Origin of the sequence: Bradyrhizobium sp. S3.12.5 (assembly GCF_040548225.1) — a bacterium.
Lineage (GTDB): Bacteria > Pseudomonadota > Alphaproteobacteria > Rhizobiales > Xanthobacteraceae > Bradyrhizobium > Bradyrhizobium cytisi.
The window spans coordinates 187,291-208,880 of the sequence record NZ_JBEPRF010000005.1 but is presented as its reverse complement, the minus strand read 5'-3'; the positions used below and the strand labels follow the sequence as shown (position 1 = coordinate 208,880).

21 protein-coding genes are annotated in these 21,590 nt (G+C 64.6%); 8 read left to right on the top strand and 13 right to left on the bottom strand.

Translation table 11 applies throughout. The annotated features are described in order from the left end of the window. Window positions 1–12 precede the first annotated feature (12 nt). The gene (groL, locus tag ABIC09_RS08965) at window positions 13–1,653 is read left to right on the top strand and encodes a chaperonin GroEL (RefSeq protein ID WP_148751550.1); all 1,641 of its coding nucleotides are present in this window, start codon (window positions 13–15) and stop codon (window positions 1,651–1,653) included. A gap of 111 nt (window positions 1,654–1,764) precedes the next feature. Here groL and lepB read toward each other — a convergent pair whose 3' ends face one another. Both lepB and ABIC09_RS08955 read right to left on the bottom strand, forming a co-directional pair. Further along, window positions 1,765–2,511, bottom strand: coding sequence for a signal peptidase I (gene lepB / locus ABIC09_RS08960; RefSeq protein ID WP_354109041.1), 747 nt, complete (start codon window positions 2,509–2,511; stop codon window positions 1,765–1,767). Between the two features lie 125 nt (window positions 2,512–2,636). Next, complete coding sequence (locus ABIC09_RS08955; protein ID WP_354083845.1) at window positions 2,637–3,470, bottom strand: LysR family transcriptional regulator; 834 nt, start codon at window positions 3,468–3,470, stop codon at window positions 2,637–2,639. A 129-nt stretch (window positions 3,471–3,599) separates the two neighbouring features. Between ABIC09_RS08955 and ABIC09_RS08950 the strand changes: the two genes are divergently transcribed. Further along, entirely contained in the window at window positions 3,600–4,193 is a 594-nt protein-coding gene (locus ABIC09_RS08950) for a cysteine hydrolase family protein (RefSeq protein ID WP_354083846.1), read from the top strand. Between the two features lie 11 nt (window positions 4,194–4,204). Next, window positions 4,205–4,834 (top strand): glutathione binding-like protein, encoded by a 630-nt coding sequence (locus ABIC09_RS08945; protein WP_354109040.1) that lies wholly within the window; start codon window positions 4,205–4,207, stop codon window positions 4,832–4,834. A gap of 7 nt (window positions 4,835–4,841) precedes the next feature. Here the strand turns inward: ABIC09_RS08945 and ABIC09_RS08940 are convergent, their stop codons facing one another. Next, a complete protein-coding gene (locus ABIC09_RS08940; protein ID WP_354109039.1) occupies window positions 4,842–5,918 on the bottom strand; it encodes a DUF2778 domain-containing protein in 1,077 nt (358 codons plus the stop codon). Between the two features lie 610 nt (window positions 5,919–6,528). Between ABIC09_RS08940 and ABIC09_RS08935 the strand changes: the two genes are divergently transcribed. Then, window positions 6,529–7,071, top strand: coding sequence for a FecR domain-containing protein (locus ABIC09_RS08935; RefSeq protein WP_354109038.1), 543 nt, complete (start codon window positions 6,529–6,531; stop codon window positions 7,069–7,071). Between the two features lie 48 nt (window positions 7,072–7,119). Next, window positions 7,120–9,006, top strand: coding sequence for a CHASE2 domain-containing protein (locus tag ABIC09_RS08930; RefSeq protein WP_354109037.1), 1,887 nt, complete (start codon window positions 7,120–7,122; stop codon window positions 9,004–9,006). Between the two features lie 18 nt (window positions 9,007–9,024). On the opposite strand, the gene ABIC09_RS08925 is transcribed toward ABIC09_RS08930, so the two are convergent. Further along, entirely contained in the window at window positions 9,025–11,025 is a 2,001-nt protein-coding gene (locus tag ABIC09_RS08925; RefSeq protein ID WP_354109036.1) for a glycosyltransferase, read from the bottom strand. Between the two features lie 89 nt (window positions 11,026–11,114). Here ABIC09_RS08925 and ABIC09_RS08920 point away from each other — a divergent pair, with 89 nt between their 5' ends. Further along, window positions 11,115–11,975, top strand: a complete 861-nt coding sequence (locus tag ABIC09_RS08920; RefSeq protein ID WP_148751540.1) for a glycosyltransferase family 25 protein — start codon at window positions 11,115–11,117, stop codon at window positions 11,973–11,975. A 21-nt stretch (window positions 11,976–11,996) separates the two neighbouring features. Here the strand turns inward: ABIC09_RS08920 and ABIC09_RS08915 are convergent, their stop codons facing one another. The 4 genes from ABIC09_RS08915 to ABIC09_RS08900 form a co-directional block, all read right to left on the bottom strand. Continuing rightward, on the bottom strand, window positions 11,997–13,502 hold the full coding sequence (locus tag ABIC09_RS08915) for a glycosyltransferase family 39 protein (protein WP_354109035.1): 1,506 nt from the start codon (window positions 13,500–13,502) through the stop codon (window positions 11,997–11,999). Window positions 13,503–13,529: 27 nt separating this feature from the next. Beyond that, window positions 13,530–14,657, bottom strand: a complete 1,128-nt coding sequence (locus ABIC09_RS08910; RefSeq protein ID WP_354033322.1) for a glycosyltransferase — start codon at window positions 14,655–14,657, stop codon at window positions 13,530–13,532. A gap of 240 nt (window positions 14,658–14,897) precedes the next feature. Further along, window positions 14,898–15,104, bottom strand: a complete 207-nt coding sequence (locus tag ABIC09_RS08905) for a hypothetical protein (protein WP_148751537.1) — start codon at window positions 15,102–15,104, stop codon at window positions 14,898–14,900. Window positions 15,105–15,258: 154 nt separating this feature from the next. Next, complete coding sequence (locus ABIC09_RS08900; RefSeq protein WP_354033320.1) at window positions 15,259–15,639, bottom strand: hypothetical protein; 381 nt, start codon at window positions 15,637–15,639, stop codon at window positions 15,259–15,261. Between the two features lie 105 nt (window positions 15,640–15,744). Here ABIC09_RS08900 and ABIC09_RS08895 point away from each other — a divergent pair, with 105 nt between their 5' ends. Further along, complete coding sequence (locus ABIC09_RS08895; protein ID WP_148751535.1) at window positions 15,745–16,581, top strand: DUF72 domain-containing protein; 837 nt, start codon at window positions 15,745–15,747, stop codon at window positions 16,579–16,581. Window positions 16,582–16,590: 9 nt separating this feature from the next. Then, window positions 16,591–17,052 carry a DUF488 domain-containing protein gene (locus ABIC09_RS08890; RefSeq protein WP_354109034.1) on the top strand — a complete coding sequence of 154 codons (462 nt, stop codon included), beginning with the start codon at window positions 16,591–16,593 and terminating at the stop codon, window positions 17,050–17,052. 148 nt (window positions 17,053–17,200) lie between these two features. On the opposite strand, the gene ABIC09_RS08885 is transcribed toward ABIC09_RS08890, so the two are convergent. The 5 genes from ABIC09_RS08885 to ABIC09_RS08865 all read right to left on the bottom strand — a co-directional run bounded on the left by ABIC09_RS08885 (window position 17,201) and on the right by ABIC09_RS08865 (window position 21,497). Continuing rightward, the gene (locus ABIC09_RS08885) at window positions 17,201–18,115 is read right to left on the bottom strand and encodes a PhzF family phenazine biosynthesis protein (protein ID WP_354109033.1); all 915 of its coding nucleotides are present in this window, start codon (window positions 18,113–18,115) and stop codon (window positions 17,201–17,203) included. Between the two features lie 120 nt (window positions 18,116–18,235). After that, on the bottom strand, window positions 18,236–19,129 hold the full coding sequence (locus ABIC09_RS08880; protein ID WP_354109032.1) for an amidohydrolase family protein: 894 nt from the start codon (window positions 19,127–19,129) through the stop codon (window positions 18,236–18,238). Between the two features lie 21 nt (window positions 19,130–19,150). Continuing rightward, window positions 19,151–20,395, bottom strand: coding sequence for an MFS transporter (locus tag ABIC09_RS08875; protein ID WP_354109031.1), 1,245 nt, complete (start codon window positions 20,393–20,395; stop codon window positions 19,151–19,153). A 47-nt stretch (window positions 20,396–20,442) separates the two neighbouring features. Beyond that, the gene (locus tag ABIC09_RS08870) at window positions 20,443–21,174 is read right to left on the bottom strand and encodes a GntR family transcriptional regulator (protein ID WP_354109030.1); all 732 of its coding nucleotides are present in this window, start codon (window positions 21,172–21,174) and stop codon (window positions 20,443–20,445) included. A 122-nt stretch (window positions 21,175–21,296) separates the two neighbouring features. After that, complete coding sequence (locus tag ABIC09_RS08865) at window positions 21,297–21,497, bottom strand: hypothetical protein (protein ID WP_148751529.1); 201 nt, start codon at window positions 21,495–21,497, stop codon at window positions 21,297–21,299. Window positions 21,498–21,590: the final 93 nt, after the last annotated feature.

Sequence of the window (21,590 nt, the reverse complement as noted above, 5' to 3'; positions counted from 1 at the left end):
GGAAAAATCCAGATGTCAGCTAAAGAAGTCAAATTCGGCGTAGATGCGCGCGACAAGATGCTGCGCGGCGTCGACATCCTCGCCAACGCGGTGAAGGTCACGCTCGGTCCCAAGGGTCGCAACGTCGTCCTCGACAAGTCGTTCGGCGCTCCCCGCATCACCAAGGACGGCGTCACCGTCGCCAAGGAGATCGAGCTCGACGACAAGTTCGAGAACATGGGCGCGCAGATGGTGCGCGAAGTCGCCTCCAAGTCCGCCGATGCGGCCGGCGACGGCACCACCACCGCAACCGTTCTCGCGGCTGCGATCGTTCGCGAAGGCGCCAAGTCGGTTGCCGCCGGCATGAACCCGATGGACCTGAAGCGTGGTATCGACCTGGCCGTGGAAGCCGTGGTCGCCGACCTCGTCAAGAACTCCAAGAAGGTCACCTCGAACGACGAGATCGCCCAGGTCGGCACCATCTCGGCCAACGGTGACGCGGAGATCGGCAAGTTCCTCTCCGACGCCATGAAGAAGGTCGGCAACGAGGGCGTCATCACCGTCGAGGAAGCCAAGTCGCTCGAGACCGAACTCGACGTCGTCGAGGGCATGCAGTTCGACCGCGGCTACATCTCGCCCTACTTCGTCACCAACGCCGACAAGATGCGCGTTGAGATGGACGACGCCTACATCCTCATCAACGAGAAGAAGCTCTCCTCGCTGAACGAGCTGCTGCCGCTGCTCGAGGCCGTGGTGCAGACCGGCAAGCCGCTGATCATCGTCGCCGAGGACGTCGAAGGCGAAGCGCTCGCGACCCTGGTCGTGAACCGTCTGCGCGGCGGCCTGAAGGTCGCGGCCGTCAAGGCTCCGGGCTTCGGCGATCGCCGCAAGGCCATGCTGCAGGACATCGCGATCCTGACCGGCGGCCAGGCGATCTCGGAAGATCTCGGCATCAAGCTCGAGAACGTCACGCTCAACATGCTCGGTCGCGCCAAGAAGGTGATGATCGACAAGGAGAACACCACGATCGTCAACGGCGCCGGCAAGAAGGCCGACATCGAGGCGCGCGTGGCCCAGATCAAGGCGCAGATCGAGGAAACCACCTCGGACTACGACCGTGAGAAGCTCCAGGAGCGTCTCGCCAAGCTCGCAGGCGGCGTCGCGGTGATCCGCGTCGGCGGCGCGACCGAGGTCGAGGTGAAGGAGCGCAAGGATCGCGTTGATGACGCGATGCATGCGACCCGCGCGGCTGTCGAGGAAGGCATCGTCCCGGGCGGCGGCGTCGCCCTGCTCCGTGCTTCCGAGCAGCTCAAGGGCCTGCGCACCAAGAACGACGACCAGAAGACCGGCGTCGAGATCGTGCGCAAGGCGCTCTCCGCGCCCGCTCGCCAGATCGCGATCAACGCCGGTGAAGACGGCTCGGTGATCGTCGGCAAGATCCTGGAGAACAAGACCTACGCTTACGGCTTCGACTCCCAGACCGGCGAGTACGTCAACCTGGTCACCAAGGGCATCATCGACCCGACCAAGGTGGTCCGCACCGCGATCCAGAACGCAGCCTCGGTTGCTGCGCTGCTGATCACCACGGAAGCCATGGTCGCCGAGCTGCCCAAGAAGGGCGGCGCCGGTCCGGCGATGCCCCCGGGCGGCGGCATGGGCGGCATGGACTTCTAAGTCCAACGACCTCGAGGACTACGAAACCCCGGCAGCGATGCCGGGGTTTTTGTTTTGGGCCCGTCATTCCGGAGCGCGCCCGCTTGGGCGCGAGCCCGGAATGACGGCCCCTTACCCCACCTTCCCCATCCGTTCCGGGCGCAGCTCGCCTCTGGAATCGAGCGACCAGAATACCCGCGTCACCTTGCCGACGAGATTGTCCATCGGAATAAAACCCATCGCCGACTTGAAGCGGCTGTCGGTCGAATTGTCGCGGTTGTCGCCGAGCGCGAAGAAATGGCCTGGAGGCACGGTGTAGACTTCGGTGTTGTCGACAAAACCACTGTCAACACAGTCATACGTGACGTAGCTCGCGCCGTTCGGCATCGTCTCGCGCCAGCGCTTCACCTTTGCACCGACCTCGCCGCCGCAGGCGGAGCCGGCGGACACGTCCTTGAGCGCAACGCGCGTCACCGGCTGGTCGTTGAGGAAGAGCTGCCCCTGCCGCATCTGGATGCGATCGCCGGGCAGCCCGACCACGCGCTTCACATAATCGACCGACGTATCTTTCGGCGACCCGAATACGACGATATCGCCGTAGGCGGGATCGGCGGCGCGGAAACGGCCGGAGATCCATGACGGCGCTAAGGGAAACGAGTAGCGGCCGTAGCCGTAGGCATATTTGGCGGCGAAGACGTAGTCGCCGACCACCAGCGTGGGCGTCATCGAGCCGGACGGGATGTTGAACGGCTGATACAGGAAAATTCGAAGCAGGAACGGTGGCGACCACAGCACGGGGACGAGCAGGATCAGGATGACGATCGCCTTCCATTCGCTGGATCTGGCGCGCGGCCGGTTGGTACTCTCAAGAGTGGTCATCGCCTGCCCTGCCCGGGATTGTCGTCGCCACAGGATTGCGCAACCTATGGGCGCGCGCAATCCCAGGCCTGCTTGAGTTGGTCGTCAATTTGCCAAGCTGCGTTCAAAGGGCCGCCTGCTGGCGATCAACTGCGCGACATGTCCTGGAAACACGTTCTCACCCAGTCGATCGTCACCCGCGTTGCGGCATCGCGCTTGAGGTGGTTCTGCACGAGCAGCCAGACGTCGCGGCGCTTCGGCAGCAGCGTCGCGCGCAGGCGGCGATCACCGAGCAGATCTGCGCAAACATACTCCGGCAACACGCCGGCGACCTGATACGAGCGGATCAGGTTACGGATGACCCGGACGTTGTCGGTGACGCAGCGCGCGCGGGCTTGCCTCGTGCGCAGGAATTGCATCTCGGGAATGTCACCGAGCTCGTCCGGATAGGCGCACAGCACCGGCTCACCCTCGGTCGTAACAGGCTCGAAATAATAGATGCTGATATCGCCGAGCCTGGAGATCGCGAAGTCACCTTTGTCGGGCTTGCGCAGCCGGATGGCGAGATCGGCTTCCCAGCGCGAGAAGTTGACGTTCTCGCTCGAGGTGAGGAATTGCAGCGTCAGGCCGGGATTGGCGCGCAGGAAGTCGCTCGCGCGCGGCGCCAGCACCTCCTCGGCGACCGTGTTGGTGGAGGCGATGCGCAGGCGTCCCACCGGACCTGCCAGGCTCTCACTGAGGCGACCGATCTCGGTGGCATGTGCGGCCATCGCCTCGACATGGGCCAGCACCGCCTCGCATTGCCGCGTCGGCCTTCGGACGCCGTCGGCGGCCTCGAACAGACGCAAACCGAGCGCACGCTCGATGCGCGACAGCCTGCGCCCGACCGTGGTCTCGTCGATGCGCAGCCGCGCGCTGGCGCCCGCATAGGTGCCCTCGTCCCTGACCGCAGCGATGATGCGCAGATCGTCCCAGTTCATCGACCGAGGCTATACCGGCCGGAAGCAGCCTGCAATATCGCAGCCACCCGCTGCAATTTCCCTGCATATCGGCAGGCATTCCCGGAGCTATGTTTGCAGCGCCTCTTCCCCCCGGAGATGTCAAAGACCATGACGACCGCAAAGACCCTGCTGCAGCTCGCCGGTGCCGATCTCAACCCGCCGCGTCTCGGCGACGCCGCGCTGGTGCTGATCGATATCCAGAACGAATATCTCGCAGGCCCGCTCGCCTTGCCCGACGCCCGGCCCGCGATCGCGCGGGCGGCTGCACTTCTGGCACGGGCCCGCGAGAGCGGAGCCGCGATCATCCATATCGCCCATCGCGGCAAGGCCGGCAGCCTGTTCGATCGCGGCGCCGACCGCGGCGCCATCGTCGTCGAGCTCAGCCCCCGTGCCGGCGAGCTGGTGATCGAGAAGGAGTTGCCGAATGCGTTTGCCGGCACCGATTTGCAGGCGCGCCTTGCCGCAACCGACAGGAAGAACATCGTGCTGGCCGGCTTCATGACGCATATGTGCGTCAGCTCTACCGCGCGCGCCGCGCTCGACCTCGGCTTTCGCACCACGATCGACGCCGACGCCTGCGCCACGCGCGATCTGCCTGACGGGCGCGGCGGCACGCTGGACGCCCGGACCGTCCACGAGGTTGCACTCGCCGAGCTATCCGACCGCTTCGCGATTATCGCGCGCGGCGATGCGCTGACCTAACGGAGCAAGCAATGCTGCAACTCTATTTCTCGCCGATGGCCTGCTCGCTTGCGAGCCGCATCGCGCTGATGGAAGCCGGCCTCGATGCGCGCTATCACCTGGTGCATCTCGCGACCAAGACAGTCGCGGACGACGACAGCGATTTTCGCGGCATCTCGCCGAAGGGCGCGGTGCCGGTCCTGGTGCTGGAGAACGGCGAGCGGCTGACGGAATGCGCGGCGGTGCTGCAATACATCGCCGACCTCAACCCTGAGCGCGGCCTTGCTCCGCGGCCGGGCGAAGCGGATCGCTACCGCCTGCAGGAATGGCTGAGCTTCACCGGCGCCGAGATCCACAAGGCGTTCCTGTTTCCGACCTTCTGGTACAAGGACGAGGGCTCGCTCGCCAAGCCGCGCGCGAGGATCGCTCAGACCTTGTCGGTGCCGGCAGCACATCTTGCCGATCGTGAATTCCTCGTCGGCGACAGCTTCACCGTTGCCGATGCACATCTCACCTGGGCTTTGCTGCTGCTCCGTGCCGCAGGCGTCGACATCGCGCAATGGCCGTCATTGTCGACCTATCTCGAACGCATGCGGGCGCGGCCCATGGTGCGGGAAGCGATCGCCACCGAGACGGCGCTGCGCAAGGCCATGGCGGCTTGAGCGCGCCTCAGTCGACCCGCGCCAGCACTGCGAGCCTGCGGATGCCCTTGTTGCGATAGGCGTCGAGGAACGCGTAATAGTCCTTGAACGACACGCAGCCGTTGGAATCGCCGTTCGGCCCGAGCATGAAGGTGTGCGCGAGCAGACCGTCGCGGCCGTAGATCGCGTTCTCGCCGCCGACCGGGGTCAGCCGCAGCGCCGGCACGCCGTGGAACAGCGCTTCGCGCGGCTTCAGCTCGTAGATGTGCGGCGGGGTCACGCCGCGCATGCGCACGCGCGAGGAACGGGGATCATCGAGGTTGGAGCCCAGGCCGGAATGGGCCTCGAGCCTGGTGCCATCGGGCAGATACACAGTCTTCGCCGTGATGTCGTAGACCGCGGTCGAGCGGTCATAGGGCGGCGAGCCGCCCAGCATCGGGTTCTGCTCCTTCGGCGCGATCGAAGCGGTCACGCTGGCATCGGCGGAGGCATAAGCAAGCAAGCCGCCGGACGGCTCGCGCTTGCCCCAGAGCTTCTCCACCATCGACTGGCGCGGACCGGTGATCGACATCACCGCGGCCTTGGCGCGATCGGCAAACGACTTTGGCTTCGCTTCGGGCGCCGGCACGATCTCGGCCGGATCGGCCGACGCGAGCTGCACCGGCGCGTCAGCGCGCTTGGTCTTCGCGGCGTCCGCGATCTTCTCGACGGCCTTGGCCGGGCTCTTCAGCACGTCTGCGACCCTGGCGACGACGGTCGGCTTCGCCGCTTCCTTGGCGTCGGCGACCTTCGCCGCAGGCGCAGCGCTCGCCGCGTTGGACTCGATGCCCTGCGTCGCTGCGGCGGCAAAGCGCTCGTTGAACATCTCGCGTGAAATCGGTGCAGCCACCTGCAGCCGGTCGGGCAGCAGCGCAAAGGTGTCCCGGATGGCCTCGCCCGCCTCGCGCAGCGCGACCTTGGGCGCACGCTTGACCACGGGCTCGTCGTAGCCGGAGCTGCCGACGGTCGGATAGACGCTGGCGGCGAAGATGTTGTTGTAGACGGTCCAGCCGGCAAGCACGACGCAGCCAATCACGGCCGCGCCGAGCACGTTTTGGGTGGTCATTTTCCGGGAAGACTTCCGATGAGAATGCTTATTCGGATTCTTGTTCGGATTCCTGTTCGGATTCTTGGGCTTCCGTGCCGCGTAACTTTGCGCAGCGATACTCGTACTCATTCGCCTTGCGTCCAGGACGGTGTCACTCAGTCCCCCTTCGAAGTGCCGCTGGTCACGTTCCGGGAACAGCATCTCGCAGAGGGTCGGAGCGTCATTAAGGCGACTTTTAGTTAAATGCGGATTAAGTTCGGGCGTATGTAGGGCAGGTCGTTAACGCTGTGCCATTTCGAGAAAAAAGCCCGCAGAACTACGGACTTAGGCGAAGCTGTTAACCATACTTCTCGGCCGGTTCGGCACGGTCGGCGGACGTCTCCGTCCGCATCTTTGGACGCACCAACCAAGTCGTTTTCGTGGTCATCAATATCCGGAAGATAGCGGGGATACGTTGCGCGAGGCTGGTGCGTTCAACTGCAGATGTCAGCACAACGGCGGCAGCAGATCACGCACGTCACACATCGCGCGACGATCGCTCGCGGCACGGCGCGCCTTGACTGAAAGTTGATCGCGCCGGGCTGGAAATGGACGCAGCGACAAAATAGCTACGCAGAGGGAGGCTGGCATGAGAGGGATTTCGCGCGGCGGGTTATGCGCCCTGGCGTGGTCATTTGTGTTGATCGGATCTGCAATTGCACAGCAGGCCGCCAATGCGGGCTGCACGGCAACACCATCGGCCGCGGGGACGCAGACCTGGCGCTGCAACAACGGCATCACGATCGTCGCAGAAAGTGGCGCCAGATTTGAACTGAACGACGCCAACCGCGACGGACATATTGACTCCGTGGAGTTGAGCAGCAAGGCGCTGCTGGTCGAGGTGCCCAAGAAGCCCGGCGGCAATCCCTTCAAGGTGCTGACGCCGCAGGCGATCGCCGCCGTCCGCGGCACCAAATGGGCGGTCGATGTCGCCGAGGCCAAGACCTCCGTGTTCGTCGCCAACGGCCGTGTCGGCGTGGCCCGCAGGGCGGCGCGTGGACGCGGCGTGGTGCTGGGCCCCGGCCAAGGCGTCGACGTGGAAGCGGCGGGTCCGCTGACCGTCAAGACGCTGACCGTCAAGACATGGGGCCAGCCGCGCGTCGACGCGCTGATGGCAAGACTCGGCCAATAGGCCTGCCCGGTCAGGCCGGGATAGTAAAGAAGATTGCAGTACGACGGCATGAAGCGACGCGTTCAAATTCTGGTGGCACTTGTCCTCACTGCGCTGTGGGGCGCGGGCATCTATGCGGGTCACGCCAACGGTCATCTGCGCTTTCTCGATCGGCTCGAGGCGACGCTGACGGATTGGCGAACACAGGTCCGCGGCGTGCAAGCTCCGCCCGACCTCGTCACCATCGTCGCCGTCGACGATACCGTGGTGAAACGCGGCGGCAGCTATCCGCTGCCGCGCGCCGACCTCGCCCGCGTCGTCGACACCATCGTGCAGTTCAAGCCGAAGGTCGTCGCGATCGACCTGCTGCTGATCGACCGCAGCGCCGCGATCGGCGACGCCACGCTGGCTCACACGCTTGCCACCGGTCCCGTGGTGCTCGCAGCCGCCGCGATCTTCCCGAGCGCGAGCGAGACCGTGGCGTCCGGAAGCGCAGGCCCGCTCGCCGGCCTGCCCCAGGCCGAGCGCTTCCTGCTGCCTTTGCCGGCGTTCGCCGATCACGCCGAGGTCGGAATCGTCAACGTCGCGACTGGGCAATCGGGCTCGCCGCTCTCGGTGCCGATGCTGTTCCGGACAGGCGACAAGGTCGAGCTGTCGTTTCCGCTGCGGGTCGCAAGCCGCGCACTCGACAAGCCACTGACGATCGCGCCCGATCATCTCATGCTCGGCGATCGCACAGTGCCGACCGACACCGGCTTTGCGCTGCCGATCACCTATTACGGGCCGCGCCGCACCATCCGCACCGTGAGCGCACAGAGCATTTTCGACGGCACGCTCGACCGCAAGGCGATCGAGAACCGGATCGTCGTGATCGGCGCCGCCGTTGCCGGCGGCGGCGACTTCTTCCCGACGCCGTTCGATTCCCTGATGCCCGGCGTCGAGGTGATCTCGACCGCGATCACGCATCTCGTCGCCGGCGACGGCATCGTGCGCGACCGCAGGGTTCACATCGTCGACGCGCTCACCGCGATCCTGCTGCCGATGCTGCTGGTGGGCCTGCTTGCCTGGCGCCGGAGCGCGGTCGGCTTCATCGTGGCAGCCGCGGTGATGGTCGCCTGGGCCGGGCTCAATCTGTTCGCGTTCACGCGCGGCGTCTGGCTCGATGCCGCGACCACGCTCGCGGCTGCGGTGCCACCGGTCGCACTGTTCGTTGGCGTACAATTGTGGGCAGGAGGCCGCCGCACGCAATATCTCGCCGCCAAGAGCCGGTCGCTGGCGCAATTCCAGGCACCGGCCGTGCAAGCGTGGCTCGCACGCGATCCCAATTTCCTGGCGAAGCCGGTCCGGCAGGATGCGGCCATCGTCTTCATCGATCTCTCCGATTTCACCGCACTGAGCCAGCAGATCGATCCGGACGAACTCCAGGACATCCTGCAAGCGTTCCACGCGCTGATCGACCGGGCCGCGGTCGATTGCGGCGGCATGATCACCAGCTTTCTCGGTGACGGCGCCATGATCCTGTTCGGCCTGCCGAGCGCGATGCCGGATGACGCGGCGCGTGCGCTGAAATGTGCGATCGACCTGCATCGCGGCGTCGAGTGCTGGTTGGCGTCGCTGCCGTCAGCGATCGGCGGCCGGCTCGGGTTCAAGATCGGAGCGCATTTCGGCCCGATCGTCGCCTCCCGTCTCGGCGAGAGCCACCAGCACATCACGGCAAACGGCGACACCGTCAATCTCGCGAGCCGGCTGATGGAGGTCGCCGCGCAAAACCATGCGCGGCTCGCATTGACCGACGCGCTGCTCGATGCGGCCGACTTTCACGGGGCCCCCGACGGTGTCCTGTCGGGCCCCCTGCACACGCAGATCCGTGGCCGCTCCGGCGTCGTGACCGTCTGGTTCTGGCGCGACCAGGACAGGCCGAGCCAGGCCGCGGCCAAGGTCGAGATGATCGACTGAGGCGGCTGGCGCGTCCGCCTATTGCCCCTTGCGCCTCAGCACGCCCAGGCCGCCCAGCTTGCCGCGCGACATCAACTCGCGGAAACTGTCGTTGAGGAGGATCTCGTCGACCTCGTCCGAGATCAACTTCGCTTCGGCCTCGGTCATGACGATGGACGTGAACGAGCCGCTCACCTTCATGGCGTTGAGCACATCCTTGACCAGGGGCGCGCCGTTGGACGGGATCTCCGGCGGCTGCCAATCGAGATCCTCGATCACGAACAAGCCGCCCGGCTTCAGCGAGGGAAACAGCACGCCGAGCGTCAGGTGCTGGTGCACCGAGGCGTGAGAGCCGTCGTCGATGACGATGTCCAGCGGCTTTTCCTTGGCCGCCAGCTGCTCCAGCATGCTGCGATCGCCCTGATCGACGCGATGGATCCTGACCCGCGGATGGGAGAACCAGCTGAAATCCTCGATGTCGGCGCCGATGACCTCGGCATTCGGGAAGTAGTCCAGCCACATCTGCAGCGACGGCACCTCATCCTGAGTCCAGCCTTCGACCCGCCCCCGGCACAGACCGATTTCCAGGATGCGAATGGGTTCAAGGGCCTTCGATCGGAACAGCTCGTGATAGATTCGCGTATAGTGATGGGCGAGCTGGCCCTTGTAGACCGCGCCCTTGTCGGAATCGTATTTCGCCGCAAGCTGCGTCAACCAGTTCGGCTCGAGCACCAGCTTCTTGAGATAGCCCGCCACGCTCTGCTCGGGGACCGCATCGAAGCGCAGCCCTCTCTCGGCCCACATTTTTCCCCAGAGATGGACACCCGTTACACGGGGATCGCTCAAGAGATCGAAGCCGGCCCGGCCTTCGGCGGCAAACAGATCCACTTCGCGCCAGTCGATCGCGTTGAAGGTCGTCGGCGGGAGAATCGACGACTGGAGTTCCTCATCGCCTGCCACGAGCAGATATTCGCTCAGCAACAGCGGCCCCACCGCGCCGTATTCGACGCGCTTTTCGCTGAACAGCCGCTGCAGGGACAGCGCATACAGATTGGCCATGTGAGGCGAGCCCTTGGGCGCGCGCATCACGTCGCCGACGCACACATGCCCGTTCTCGACTCCCGACCATTGCGCAGAAAACACGTGTTCCCTGCCAAAATCCAGGGGCTTCACGAGCACGATGTCCGTATCGAGCCACCAGCCCCCGAATTCATGAAGGACGGCATAGCGGAAAATGTCGCTGAAGTAGCGGATCTCGCTGTTCAGGACGGCATGCTGGTAGATCGCACCCGGCACGAGATCTCCGGCGTCGACCACCATGACGCCGGGCGGCACACGTGCCTGCATGGCGCCAACATTGTCGTAAGTGTACAGCTTCACCGGATGGCCCTGCCGGACCATCGATTGAAGCGAGAGACGCGACATCTCGCTCAGCGGCGCATTCGACCAGAAGCAGTGAATGGGGTCGCGGGCTTCTCCCGACCCCGGGCGGCTTTGAAGATGCGGATTGAATTGCCTTGTGAGCGCATTCCACCCGTTGCGAGGGACAGAACGGCACTCCGCAAGGAATGGCAATTTTTGATAAGCGCGAGCGATCAGAAAGCAAAGGCTCGCCTGGTTGACGTGCCCCGCCCTGTTCAAGGCGTTGCCAAAATTTTCCCAGACAGTCGGGTCAACCGGATCAAGCGCGACCGCCCGCTGAAACGCCTCGAACGCCTGTTCTTGAAGTCCCTTCCCTTGCAGAGCGGTCCCGAGCGTTGCGAGATAGGTCGCCTTCATCTCGTTCGTGAGAGCGCGGCAAGCCCATTCCACGGCGGCGTCGTAATTCCCGTTGAGCAGGGACACGCCAGCCATCAGATGAAGCAAGCCGGCATGGTTCGCGTCTGAGGCCAGCCCTTCCCGGCAACGGGCTTCGGCTTGCTCAAGCTCACCCGTTTTCAAGTGTTGAAGGCAGATCTTGTAGTATTCATCCCGCGTCGGCGAAGACGGCTCTGTCGAGATCTCGTTTGCTCTTGCGAGAGTGCCGTCGTGATAATTCATCGGGGACCTTCCGGATCAAGGGAGAGCGGGCAGCAACCCGATTCCCGAGCCTGCAGGAAGGTTGCCGATTCTCAATTATTCCCTGGAGCTTGCTCGAAGCTGGGCGCCGCCTTCGCCTCGGCACGCCGGCGCGTGGCGAATCAAGGGAGCGGTTGATATGCCTCAACCAGCGATCGGCGCTTTATCCGATCTTTGAAGCTGGCCCTTGCATGAAGAACTTTGTCGTCAACCTCAACCGTCAGCCGGAGAAGTACGAAAGCTTCTTGAGACTGAATGCCGGGTCGAAGATCGCCTTCGAACGATTTGAGGCGTCCGATGGCGCATCGTTCTCATCGCAGGATGCGCTTGGGATGAACCTGGTTGTGCCCGGAGCACAGTTCACGCCCGGTGCCGTCGGCTGCGCGGCCTCACATCTCCGGATCTGGCAACAGACGGCTCAATCCGAAGTGCCGGCGCTCGTGTTCGAGGACGATGCGATTGTCCGCGATGACATCACCGAGCGTCTGGATTTCCTTCGCCGTCTCAAAGACTGGGATTACGTCGCGCTCGGCTACAATACGGACTCCGTTCTCGAACTTGAGCTGACGCCCGGCTTCAAGTCCGAGATGGTGTTCACGCCCAAGCAGCCAAGCGACGAAAGCGCGGCGGTTTTTCGGAGGTCAAGCGCAGAGGTCGCCGCGTTTCGGCTCGTCAATTGCTTCGGCACGGCAGGTTATGCGGTTTCGCCCCGAGGCGCGAAGAGACTTCTGGAGCTCTGCTTTCCGATGGAAAACCGGTTTCTTCGGGTTGCAGCGCTTGGTCGCACGATCCCGGTCATGGGGGTCGATGGCATGATGAACTTCATCTACAATTCGATCGAGGCCTTCGCCTGCCTCAGCCCGCTTGTCATTCCCAAAAACAACAACGCCGTCTCGACAACCGTTCCGACCGGTGAAATTCCCCGCTGGTGAGTGCCGCGAGGTGCGCCCGGTTCAGGGCAGAAGTTCGGGCGGCGGCGAGCGGTCCAGCACATCGCCCTTGGCGCCCTCAAGCAGATCGACGCCGTAGGTCTCGACCATGAGCGGGCCGCGCTTGCGCTGCAGCTCGGCGACACGCGTCACCTGCGTGAAGAGGTCGTTCAGGAACGGATGGCCGCCGGGGCGCAGCTCGTCGACATAGATCAGCTTGCCCGCGAGCAGCTTTGGATCGGGCTCGGGCATGTTGACCCAGCGGATGCGCTGGTTCTGCTGCACCACGCAGGTGCCGCGCGGCAGATAGAAGGCGAGCCAGCCAGTGGTGCCGTAATCCGGCGTGAGCACGCAAGGCGCACCGCTGCGGACACGCGCCGCTTCGACGTTAGCTGCGAGCTCGCGCCAGCCGACGCCGACGCTGCGCACGGTCGCATCGCGGCGATAGCCGGACAGCAGCCCCGTATTGGCCTGCAGGATCAGTGCGGCAAACATCACGATGCCGGTGGGCGCGGCCCAGCGCAGGCAAAAATCCACCAGGCGTCGCGCACGCGGTTTCCACTGTACGAGGTTGGCTGCGGCAGCGGCGGCAACGACGAACGGCGGATAGACCGGCGCAAACCAGTTGGCCTCGACGCGGGCGTGCAGCGAGTGCCAGACGAAATAGGCGACGATGGTCCAGAACATCGTCTCGATCAGCACGCGCGAGGCGAGCGCGCCTGCCCGGCGCCAGGTCAGCGCATGGAGCCCCATCGCGCCAAGGATGAAGACCAGCGGGGTCGCAAATGCAATCTGGGTCGGGATCAGCTCGGCAATGAAGACCGGGCGAAAATCCTCGATCCTGGCGCGCCCGAGCTGCTTGACGAACGAGACCCATTGATGATCCGCATTCCAGAGGATCACCGGTGAGAACAGCGCGAGCGCGACGAGGCCGCCGAGATAGGGCCAGGGCGAGAGGAACCAGCGCCGCAGTTTCGGCACGGAGGCGAGCCAGATCAGGATCGCGGCACCAAAGAACATCGCAGTGTACTTTGACAGCAGCGCCGCGCCGATTGCGGCGCCGACCGCAAGCCACCAGATACCGCGACCGGTCTCCAGCACTTTTGCGAGGAAGAACAGCACGAAGCTGGAGGCGACCAGCAGCGGCGCATCCGGCGTCACGATCAGCGTGCCGACCGAGGCCATCATCGTCACGTTGAGCAGGATCGCGCTGGTCGCCGCCACGCGGGCACCGCCGAACAGGATCGCGGCCGAACGATAGATCGCATAGCTCATCGGCAGCGCGAGCAGGATCGAGACCAGACGAACACCGAGCTCGGTGTCGCCGGCGATCATGGTGCCGGCGCGGATGACGTAAGCCACCATCGGCGGATGGTCGTAGTATCCGCCCGCCAGGTTCTTCGACCACATCCAGTAATAGGCTTCGTCGAAGGTGATCGGGGTGAAGGCGGCCGCGACCAGCCGCAGTGCGACCAGCGCAAGAATCACCAGCGCCGTATTGCGGACGATCCGCGCGTCAGCCCCGCCCATACAAGCTTCCTTGCAAGCCTTGACGCGCTATTTCTTGCGCCAGACGAACAGTCCGGACATCGCGTAATTCCACACTACGCCCATCAGCGCGCCGGCGAGGCCCGCCAGCCACCAGATCGGCTCCTGGTCGTAGACCGAGAAAGCAACGCCGACATTGGCGAGCAGGCCGACGCTGCAGACGATATAGAACATGATCAGGCCGCGCAGGATCGCAAAGCCCTTCAGCCGCTGGTCGCGATAGGTGAGGAAGTTGTTGAGGACGAAGTTGGTGGTCATGGCGACGATGGCGCCGGCGGCCTGCGCCTCCGCGAACGGCACCTTGATCAGCTGGAGCGCGATGAACAGCGTGGTGAGATGCACCACGAGGCCGATGCCACCCACCATCGCGAACAGGATGAAACGCAGCGAGACGATATCGTTGGTCAGCTTCGCCAGCACCAGGCCAAGGAAGTCGAGCGCCACCATGGAATCGAGCTTGCTCTCGCCATGCTGGCGGGCGCCGAAGGTGTAGGGAATCTCGACCGCGCGCAAATTGCCCTGCGCGCTTGCGACGAGATCGAGCAGGATCTTGAAGCCGTGCACCGACAGTTTTGGCGCCAATTGCTCGAAACGGTCGCGGCGAACCATGAAGAAGCCGCTCATGGGATCCGCGATCTCGACCCGGAGCATCTTCCTCGCGACCTCGGTCGCCAGCGCACTGGCGCCGGCGCGCTGCTTGTTGAAACCTTCGCTCTTGTAGCCCTCGATGTAGCGGCTGCCGACGACGAGGTCGGCCTGATCGCTTGCAAGCAGCAACAGCATCTTCGGCAGCTGCGTCTCGTCGTGCTGGAGGTCGGCGTCGATCACGGCGGCGTAAGGCGCGCTGGAGGCCAGGATGCCCTCGATGCAGGCGCCCGACAGGCCGCGGCGGCCGATACGGCGGATGCAGCGCACGCGGCTGTCCTGCAGCGCCAGCGCCCGCACCACATCCGAGGTGCCGTCGGGCGAATTGTCGTCGACGAACACAACCTCCCAGGCGACGTTGACGAGCGTCGCCTCCAGCCGCCGGTACAGCACCGTGACGTTATCGCGCTCGTTGAAGGTCGGGACGATGACCGACAGTTCGGGCCCCTCTTGAGCCTGGCTGTCGACGCCCGGTCTGATCGCTTCGTTCATGACGGCAGCGTATAACCGCAGCGTCGTGTGATGCCAAGCCGGGGGTCTGGGGGAACGGCCCAAAGGGGCCCTAAAATGCCAACGACCCCGGAACGGCGGACCGCGCGTACATCCGGCGCGAGCCCAAGCTATTCCAAGGTCGTCCCAGCAACGGAGAATGTCACTCAACGTTGCCGTTATCAACTAAATGGGGACGACACGGCCGCTTCGCAAGGGGCTGAAGCGCTCTTTTTCGGGCCGCTACTGGTTCGGGACTTCCCGGATCACGGGGCCCCGCGGCGCCGGCGCCGCAGGGGCTGCGGGCGCCATGGCGGAAGGGGCCGGCTCGACCTTGGCCGGCTTCGGCGGCTTGCCGTACTGCCCGATCGGCCCGAAGACGATGGCGGCCGCAAGCACAATCGCCGCGACGATCACGCCACAGATGCCACCTACCGACTCAGACGACATGCCAGCCCGTCCCCGTTCCAGATGCAGCCAGTCATACCACGGATGAACACGCGGCCGGAAGGGCTTGGCGAAGGGAGCGAATGGTGAATGGCGAGTAGCGAATAGGGCAGGCCCGTCTTTCGTCCCTACTCGCCATTCGCCATTCGCCACCCCCTCATTTCTGCGGCGGCCGGTGCTTGACGAAGGCGGTCACGATGTCCTTTTGCGCCGCCTCCACCGCTCTGTTTGCGGTCGCGAGATGGGCGCCGGATTCGATGTTCGGATATTGGGAGGTGAGATAGTCGAGCAGCGCCACCCGGTAATATTGCCGCTCCGACGGACAGGCTCCCGCAACCGACCGGCCGAAATCCTGTTCCGACAGTCCCTGATTGCTGTCGCGCGAATATTCCCGCGCCAGGCAATGCCAGTAATCGTCGCGGCCCTGCATAGCGAGCTTCTGCGCGCCCTTCGCATCGTCATCGTCAGCCAAAGCCGCAGATGTCATGGCAGCAGATGTCATCATGACGAGTGCCGCTCCCAGCATCAGCGTCCGCATCTTGTTTCTCCTTTTTGCGCAGATTTCTTCGCGAGCTTAGACGGGACACGACAACTGGCCAATCACTTCTGGTTTGACTAGGATGCAGACCTCCCCTCCCCGTCGATGCGAGATCCCTCCGTGGCCAAAGCAAAAACCGCGACCAAAAAATCCGGCAACATCTTCATCGGCATCGGCGGCTGGACCTTCGAGCCCTGGCGCGGCGTGTTCTATCCGGAGAAGCTGACGCAGGCGAAGGAGCTATCCTATGCGGCCTCGAAGCTGACCTCGATCGAGATCAACGGCACCTATTACGGCTCGCAGAAGCCGGAGAGCTTTCGCAAATGGGCAGCCGACGTGCCGGATGGTTTTGTGTTCTCGGTGAAGGGGCCCCGCTTTGCCACCAACCGCCGCGTGCTCGCCGAGGCCGGCGATTCCGTCAAGCGGTTCTATGATTCCGGCGTGCTGGAGCTCGGCGACCATCTCGGGCCCGTGCTGTGGCAGTTCGCGCCGACCAAGAAATTCGACGGCGCCGATTTCGGCAAGTTTCTGGAGCTGTTGCCGCGCAAGCTCGAGGGCCGCGCGCTGCGCCACGTGGTGGAGGTGCGCCACGACAGTTTCTGCACACCTGATTTCATCGCGCTGATCCGCGAATTCGGGACGCCCGTGGTGTTCGCCGAGCACGGCAAATATCCTGCCATCGCCGACGTCGCCGGCGATTTCGTCTATGCCCGGCTGCAGAAGGGCAATGACGAGATCAAGACGTGTTATCCGCCGAAGCAACTCGATGCCTGGGCCGAGCGCTTTCAGGCCTGGGCCGCGGGAGGTGAACCCGATGATTTGCCGAAGGTCGACAAGGCGAAGCCGAACAAGGAGCCGCGCGACGTGTTCGCCTATGTCATTCACGAGGGCAAGGTGCGCGCGCCGCACGGCGCCATGGAGCTGATCGCGCGGGTGAGCTGAGGATCATTCATGGCCAGAGCGAAGAAGCTCTTCACCATCGGCTATGAGCAGACGCCGCCCAAGGCCGTGCTCGATGAGCTTGAGCAGGCCGGCGTCAAGCTCGTGGTCGACGTGCGCGCGGTAACATCGTCGCGGCGGCCGGGCTTTTCCAAGAAGCAGCTTGCCGCAGGCTTGGACGAACGCGGCATCGCCTATGTCCATCTTGCAGCGCTGGGCACACCCAGGGAAGGCCGCCTCGCCGCGCGCAGCGGGCAATACGATGCGCTGGAGAAGATCTACTCACAGCACTTGAAGGCGCCTGAGGCGAGAGAAGCGATGGACGAGCTCTCGGCGCTGGTGAAGAAGGCCGGTCCCGTCTGCCTGCTCTGCTACGAGCGCGACCACACCCACTGCCACCGCCAGATGATCGCGGAGATCATCGAGGAGCGCGATGGGGTGGCGGTGAAGAATCTGGCGGGGCGGCAGGTGTAGCTACTCTCGTCATTCCGGGGCGTGCGCAGCACGAGCCCGGAATCCATCGAGCCTCAGAGTTGGTGGATGAATGGATTCCGGGCTCACGACTTCGTCGCGCCCCGGAATGACGAGCGGAGACAGCTCGCGCGCGCCCCGAAATGACGACTTACCCCTCCCCCGCCAGCTTGAACGTCCCCTCCATCATCTGCACGCAGCTGCCGCCGACATGGGCGGAGACGATCTTGCCGTCCTGCTTGCGCACGCGCGTTTGGAGGATGCTGGGCCGGCCCATGTCAAAGCCCTGGCCGACCGTGAGCTTCAATTCACCGTCGCGCGTGGAATCGAGATCGGCGAACAGGGCGGCGGCCGCGACCGTCGCACTGCCGGTGGCGGGATCCTCGGTGAGACCGCTGGCGCCGCGCATGAACATGCGCGCCTGGCGCTCGCACGGCGCCTCCGTCGCGGGCACGTCGCGCGTGTAGAACCACACCGAGCGGGCCTCGTCGCGCGGCAAGACCCCGCCGAACGCGGCCGCGTCGGGCCTCGCTCGCTTGAGCGCATCGCGCGAATGCAGCTCCGCCACCAGGAACGGCGTTCCGACGCCGACGACTTGCGGCGCATGGTGATCGGTCCTGATGTCATCGGCAGTCAAGGAGATGCAGGCTGCAACGTCGGCGGCGGAAACCTCCGCCAGTCGCGACAGCGGCTGCGGCGCGGTGAGCTCGGTGCTGACCACCCTTCCTTGCTCCCGCACGATATCAACCGGGACCAACCCGGCTATCTCCTCGAACAGCAATCGCGGCTTCGGATCTTTCGCGAGGCTCGCCAGCACGAAGGAGGTGCCGACATTCGGATGGCCGGCGAACGGCATCTCCCTTACCGGCGTGAAGATGCGCACCTCGGCATCGTTGGCCTTGTCGCGCGGCGGCAGCACGAAGGTGGTCTCGGAATAGTTGAACTCGGTGGCAATCGCCTGCATCTGCTGCGTGGAAAGCCCAGCGGCGTCGAGCACCACGGCAAGCTGGTTGCCGCCGAAGGCGCGGTCGGTGAACACGTCGACGGTGATGTAGCGGCGCTGCATGCAAAATCCTCACGCAAATGGCGGCCGCCTCCGGCCGCCTCGCGCAGCACTCTACAAGCCCTCAACATCACCCGTCATGCCCCAAAATTCGGTGCAATCGGAGCAATCGCGGATGAGAGATCAGAAGCGAAAGAGAGGTCGCGGTGATGCCAGAACTTGCGCGCGCTCGCTCTTGTCGACGATCAGTGTGTCGAGGAATTGCCGGTTCTTCGCGTAGCTCTGCGTCGCCTCGAACTGCGTGTGCGGCCAGTCGCTGCCCCACAGCAGGCGATCGAGGCCGTAGGCACCGCGCAGCAGAGGATAGGCTTCCTTCGCAAAACTCTCGCCCGCAGCACCGTTGCGATAAGGCGCTGAGATCTTGACCCAGATGTTCTTCGTCGCCCCTAACTTCAGCACGGATTGAAAGCCGGGATCGGTGACGCCGAGTTTTGGATCAGGCAGCGCGTAGTGATCGAGCACGACGGTGACGCCGCGATCGAGCAACTGCGGCGCGAGCACGGCGAGATCGGAGGCATTGCGCTGGATCTCGACCTGCCAGCCCATCGATTTCACCTTCGCCAGCAATCCCTTCCATTCGCCCGCGGCGAGATCGGGCAAGGGCTGACCGACGAGATTGAGGCGAATGCCGACGATGCCGGCGCGATCGAGCTCGCTCAGCTCGTCTGCAGAGACCTTGGGATCGACGACGGCAATGCCGCGCAGGCGGCCGTTGGCCTGCTTCAGGCAGTCGACGAGATAGGAATTGTCGGTGCCGAGAAAGCTCGGCTGCACCAGCACGCCATTGGTGATGCCGTTATGGTCAAGCTGCTCGAGATAGAGCGACAACGGCGCGTTGTAGTCCGGCGCATAACGCCGGCCCGGCGCGAGCTTGAGCTCGCGATGAAAGACATGGGCGTGGGTGTCGATAACAGGCAAGGCCGCCTCACTCCTGGCTGTGGTCGCGACCGCGGTGGCAAGCGATGCGAGGCCCGCACCAAACTGGCGGCGCGTCAGGCCGTGTTGGGGCAATGTCATGGTCGTTCCTCCCCATTCCCGTCAGACGCGCGCCGGCGCGGTTTGCTCGAACACCTTGCCGCGGGTCTCGGGCAGGAGCAGCACCGCGATCAGCACCAACGCATAGGCAAACGCCGCGTCGATGCCGATCGCGGGCCCGAGACCGATGCGATCACTGAGGAAGCCGACCAGGAAAGGAAACGCGGCGGAGACGACGCGGCCGAAATTGTAGCAGAAGCCGACGCCGGTGCCGCGCACGCCGGCCGGATAGAGCTCGCTGAACAGCGCCGCCATGCTGGCGGGAATACCGGCCGAGAAGAAGCCGAGCGGAAAGCCGAGCACCAGCATCTCGCCATTGGTCAGGGGCGCAAAGATGTAGACCAGCACGGTGGCGATGCAGGCGCTGGCAAAGAACGCGACATTGGCCCTGCGGCCGATCCGGTCGCTGATGATCCCGCTGGCGACGCAGCCGCAGAAGAAGGCGACGATGATGACGGCGAGATAGAAGCTGGAGCCGAGCACCGACAGGTGGCGCACCTCGCGCAGGTAAGTTGGCAGGAACGTCGTCAGCGCGGCATAGCCACCATGGGCGCCGATACCGAACAGGCCGCCGACCAGGGTCGAGCGCAGCACGTCGCGGTGGAAGATGCCGGCGAGCGTGGCGAGGAACCGTGTTTCTGCGTCCCTTGCAACAGCGCGCGGCGGCTCCTTCAGCCCGCGGCGGATGAAGATGATGAGGAGCGCCGGCAACAAACCGATCGCAAACAGGATGCGCCAGGCGATGTCCGCCGGCGCGTAGGTGAAGACCAGCGCCGACAACAGCACCGCCGCGCCCCATCCGATCGCCCAGGCGCTCTGCACCGAGCCGAGCGCCTTGCCACGATGCTCGGGACGAATGATTTCGGCCATCAACACCGCGCCGACGGCCCATTCGGCGCCGAAGCCGAGGCCCTGGACGGCCTTGAGGATCAGAAGCTGGGTGTAGCTCATCGCGAATGCGCAGGCGAAGGTCGCGAGCGCGAAAGTCGCGACCGTGATCTGGAGCGCCTTGACGCGGCCGTAGCGATCGCCGAGCGCGCCACCGAGCCAGCCGCCGAATGCGCCGAAGAACAGCGTGACCGAGCCGAGCAGGCCGGCATCGGCCTTGCTGATGCCGAAGGCCGCGATCAGCGCGGGGATGGCAAGGCCGAACATCTGGACGTCGAGCGCATCCAGCGCCCAGCCGCCAAAGCTTGCCCAAAAGGTCCGCTTCTCGAGCGGCGAGCATTCGCTGTACCAGTTTGACATTGTTTCCCCTGTAATCGTTTATTGCTTGGTGTCGTTGAAAGTCGCGGTCACCGGATCTCGGCGTGGTAGCGGAAGCGATCCGCGGGCCCGCGCGAGCGGCGCCATTCGATCGGCCGCCGCTCCAGATCGAGCGCGAGGCGCTCGATCACGATCAGCGGCGCGTGGGCCTCGAGCCGCAACAATCGCGCCTGCATCTCGTTGGCGGCCTCGACCGTCAGGATTTCCTCGGCGGAGACCACGACCTCGCCGCAGCGCTCCTCGTAGAGCGGATACAGCAAGTCACCGAACTCGGCCGTGTCGATCTCGAGGATTTTTGCGAAGCGCGATTGCTGGAGCCAGATTTCTTCGGCGAGCAGCGGCACGTCGTCGATCAGCCGTAGGCGCGACAGGCTGATCACGGCTTCGCCGACCGGAATACGCAAAGCCGATGCCACGGCCGATGTCGCCGCTACGCTTTTGCGCCGGATGATGCGGCTCTTCGGCACGCGCCGCTCGCCGCTTTCGGACTGGAAGCGGAAGAAACGGAACAGCGAGGAGTTGAAACGCGCGCGGCGCACGAAGGTGCCGCGGCCCTGCTGCCGCTCCAGCACCGCATCGGCAACAAGCTGGTCGATCGCCTTGCGCACGGTGCCGATGGCGACGCCGTAATGGGCGCCAAGCTCGGCCTCCGACGGAATCGGCTCGCCCGGCCGCCATTCATTGCGGTTGATCCGCGCCGCGAGGTCGTCGCGCAGGCGCTGGTAGCGTGGCAGGCGGTCGTCGCGCGGGGCTGAATTCATATAGTCATATAGATGACTAGATGAAAGTGGAGTCAAGCGCTACCTTGAGGCCGGAGTCCTCGCGGAACGAGCGCGAGGCCGGGTTGCGGACTTCGCCAACCCGGCCTCGCCTGTGTCGATCGTCAGTTCGTGGTCTTGGGCATGCAGGGCGGCTCCTTGTAGGGCGCCGTGGCATAGGCGCCCACTGCGGGAGCCCTGACGCAATCCGCCGTTGCGTGGGTTGACGCACGCCGCACGGGCGCGACATCGCGGGCGGCTGCGGCCTGGGTTTGATAGACCGAAGCGGCGATCAGGGCGGCTGAGACGAAGGTCAGTCGAGTCATGGATTTCCTCCGCGTGACAAACGGACATCGACAGGTTTTCGACGTCCTGAGTGCAAGAGCGGAATGTCACGTGAAATATTTCAGCCGCGCGTT

Excerpts from the sequence above, each read along its gene's own strand:
- ABIC09_RS08925 (WP_354109036.1), bottom strand. The coding sequence starts at position 11,025 with ATGAATTATCACGACGGCACTCTCGCAAGAGCAAACGAGATCTCGACA.
- ABIC09_RS08870 (WP_354109030.1), bottom strand. The coding sequence starts at position 21,174 with ATGAATTCAGCCCCGCGCGACGACCGCCTGCCACGCTACCAGCGCCTG.
- ABIC09_RS08955 (WP_354083845.1), bottom strand. The coding sequence starts at position 3,470 with ATGAACTGGGACGATCTGCGCATCATCGCTGCGGTCAGGGACGAGGGC.
- lepB (WP_354109041.1), bottom strand. The coding sequence starts at position 2,511 with ATGACCACTCTTGAGAGTACCAACCGGCCGCGCGCCAGATCCAGCGAA.
- ABIC09_RS08895 (WP_148751535.1), top strand. The coding sequence starts at position 15,745 with ATGCGAGATCCCTCCGTGGCCAAAGCAAAAACCGCGACCAAAAAATCC.
- groL (WP_148751550.1), top strand. The coding sequence starts at position 13 with ATGTCAGCTAAAGAAGTCAAATTCGGCGTAGATGCGCGCGACAAGATG.
- ABIC09_RS08900 (WP_354033320.1), bottom strand. The coding sequence starts at position 15,639 with ATGCGGACGCTGATGCTGGGAGCGGCACTCGTCATGATGACATCTGCT.
- ABIC09_RS08915 (WP_354109035.1), bottom strand. The coding sequence starts at position 13,502 with ATGGGCGGGGCTGACGCGCGGATCGTCCGCAATACGGCGCTGGTGATT.
- ABIC09_RS08910 (WP_354033322.1), bottom strand. The coding sequence starts at position 14,657 with ATGAACGAAGCGATCAGACCGGGCGTCGACAGCCAGGCTCAAGAGGGG.
- ABIC09_RS08880 (WP_354109032.1), bottom strand. The coding sequence starts at position 19,129 with ATGACATTGCCCCAACACGGCCTGACGCGCCGCCAGTTTGGTGCGGGC.
- ABIC09_RS08940 (WP_354109039.1), bottom strand. The coding sequence starts at position 5,918 with ATGACCACCCAAAACGTGCTCGGCGCGGCCGTGATTGGCTGCGTCGTG.
- ABIC09_RS08875 (WP_354109031.1), bottom strand. The coding sequence starts at position 20,395 with ATGTCAAACTGGTACAGCGAATGCTCGCCGCTCGAGAAGCGGACCTTT.
- ABIC09_RS08950 (WP_354083846.1), top strand. The coding sequence starts at position 3,600 with ATGACGACCGCAAAGACCCTGCTGCAGCTCGCCGGTGCCGATCTCAAC.
- ABIC09_RS08890 (WP_354109034.1), top strand. The coding sequence starts at position 16,591 with ATGGCCAGAGCGAAGAAGCTCTTCACCATCGGCTATGAGCAGACGCCG.
- ABIC09_RS08865 (WP_148751529.1), bottom strand. The coding sequence starts at position 21,497 with ATGACTCGACTGACCTTCGTCTCAGCCGCCCTGATCGCCGCTTCGGTC.
- ABIC09_RS08905 (WP_148751537.1), bottom strand. The coding sequence starts at position 15,104 with ATGTCGTCTGAGTCGGTAGGTGGCATCTGTGGCGTGATCGTCGCGGCG.
- ABIC09_RS08935 (WP_354109038.1), top strand. The coding sequence starts at position 6,529 with ATGAGAGGGATTTCGCGCGGCGGGTTATGCGCCCTGGCGTGGTCATTT.
- ABIC09_RS08945 (WP_354109040.1), top strand. The coding sequence starts at position 4,205 with ATGCTGCAACTCTATTTCTCGCCGATGGCCTGCTCGCTTGCGAGCCGC.
- ABIC09_RS08885 (WP_354109033.1), bottom strand. The coding sequence starts at position 18,115 with ATGCAGCGCCGCTACATCACCGTCGACGTGTTCACCGACCGCGCCTTC.
- ABIC09_RS08930 (WP_354109037.1), top strand. The coding sequence starts at position 7,120 with ATGAAGCGACGCGTTCAAATTCTGGTGGCACTTGTCCTCACTGCGCTG.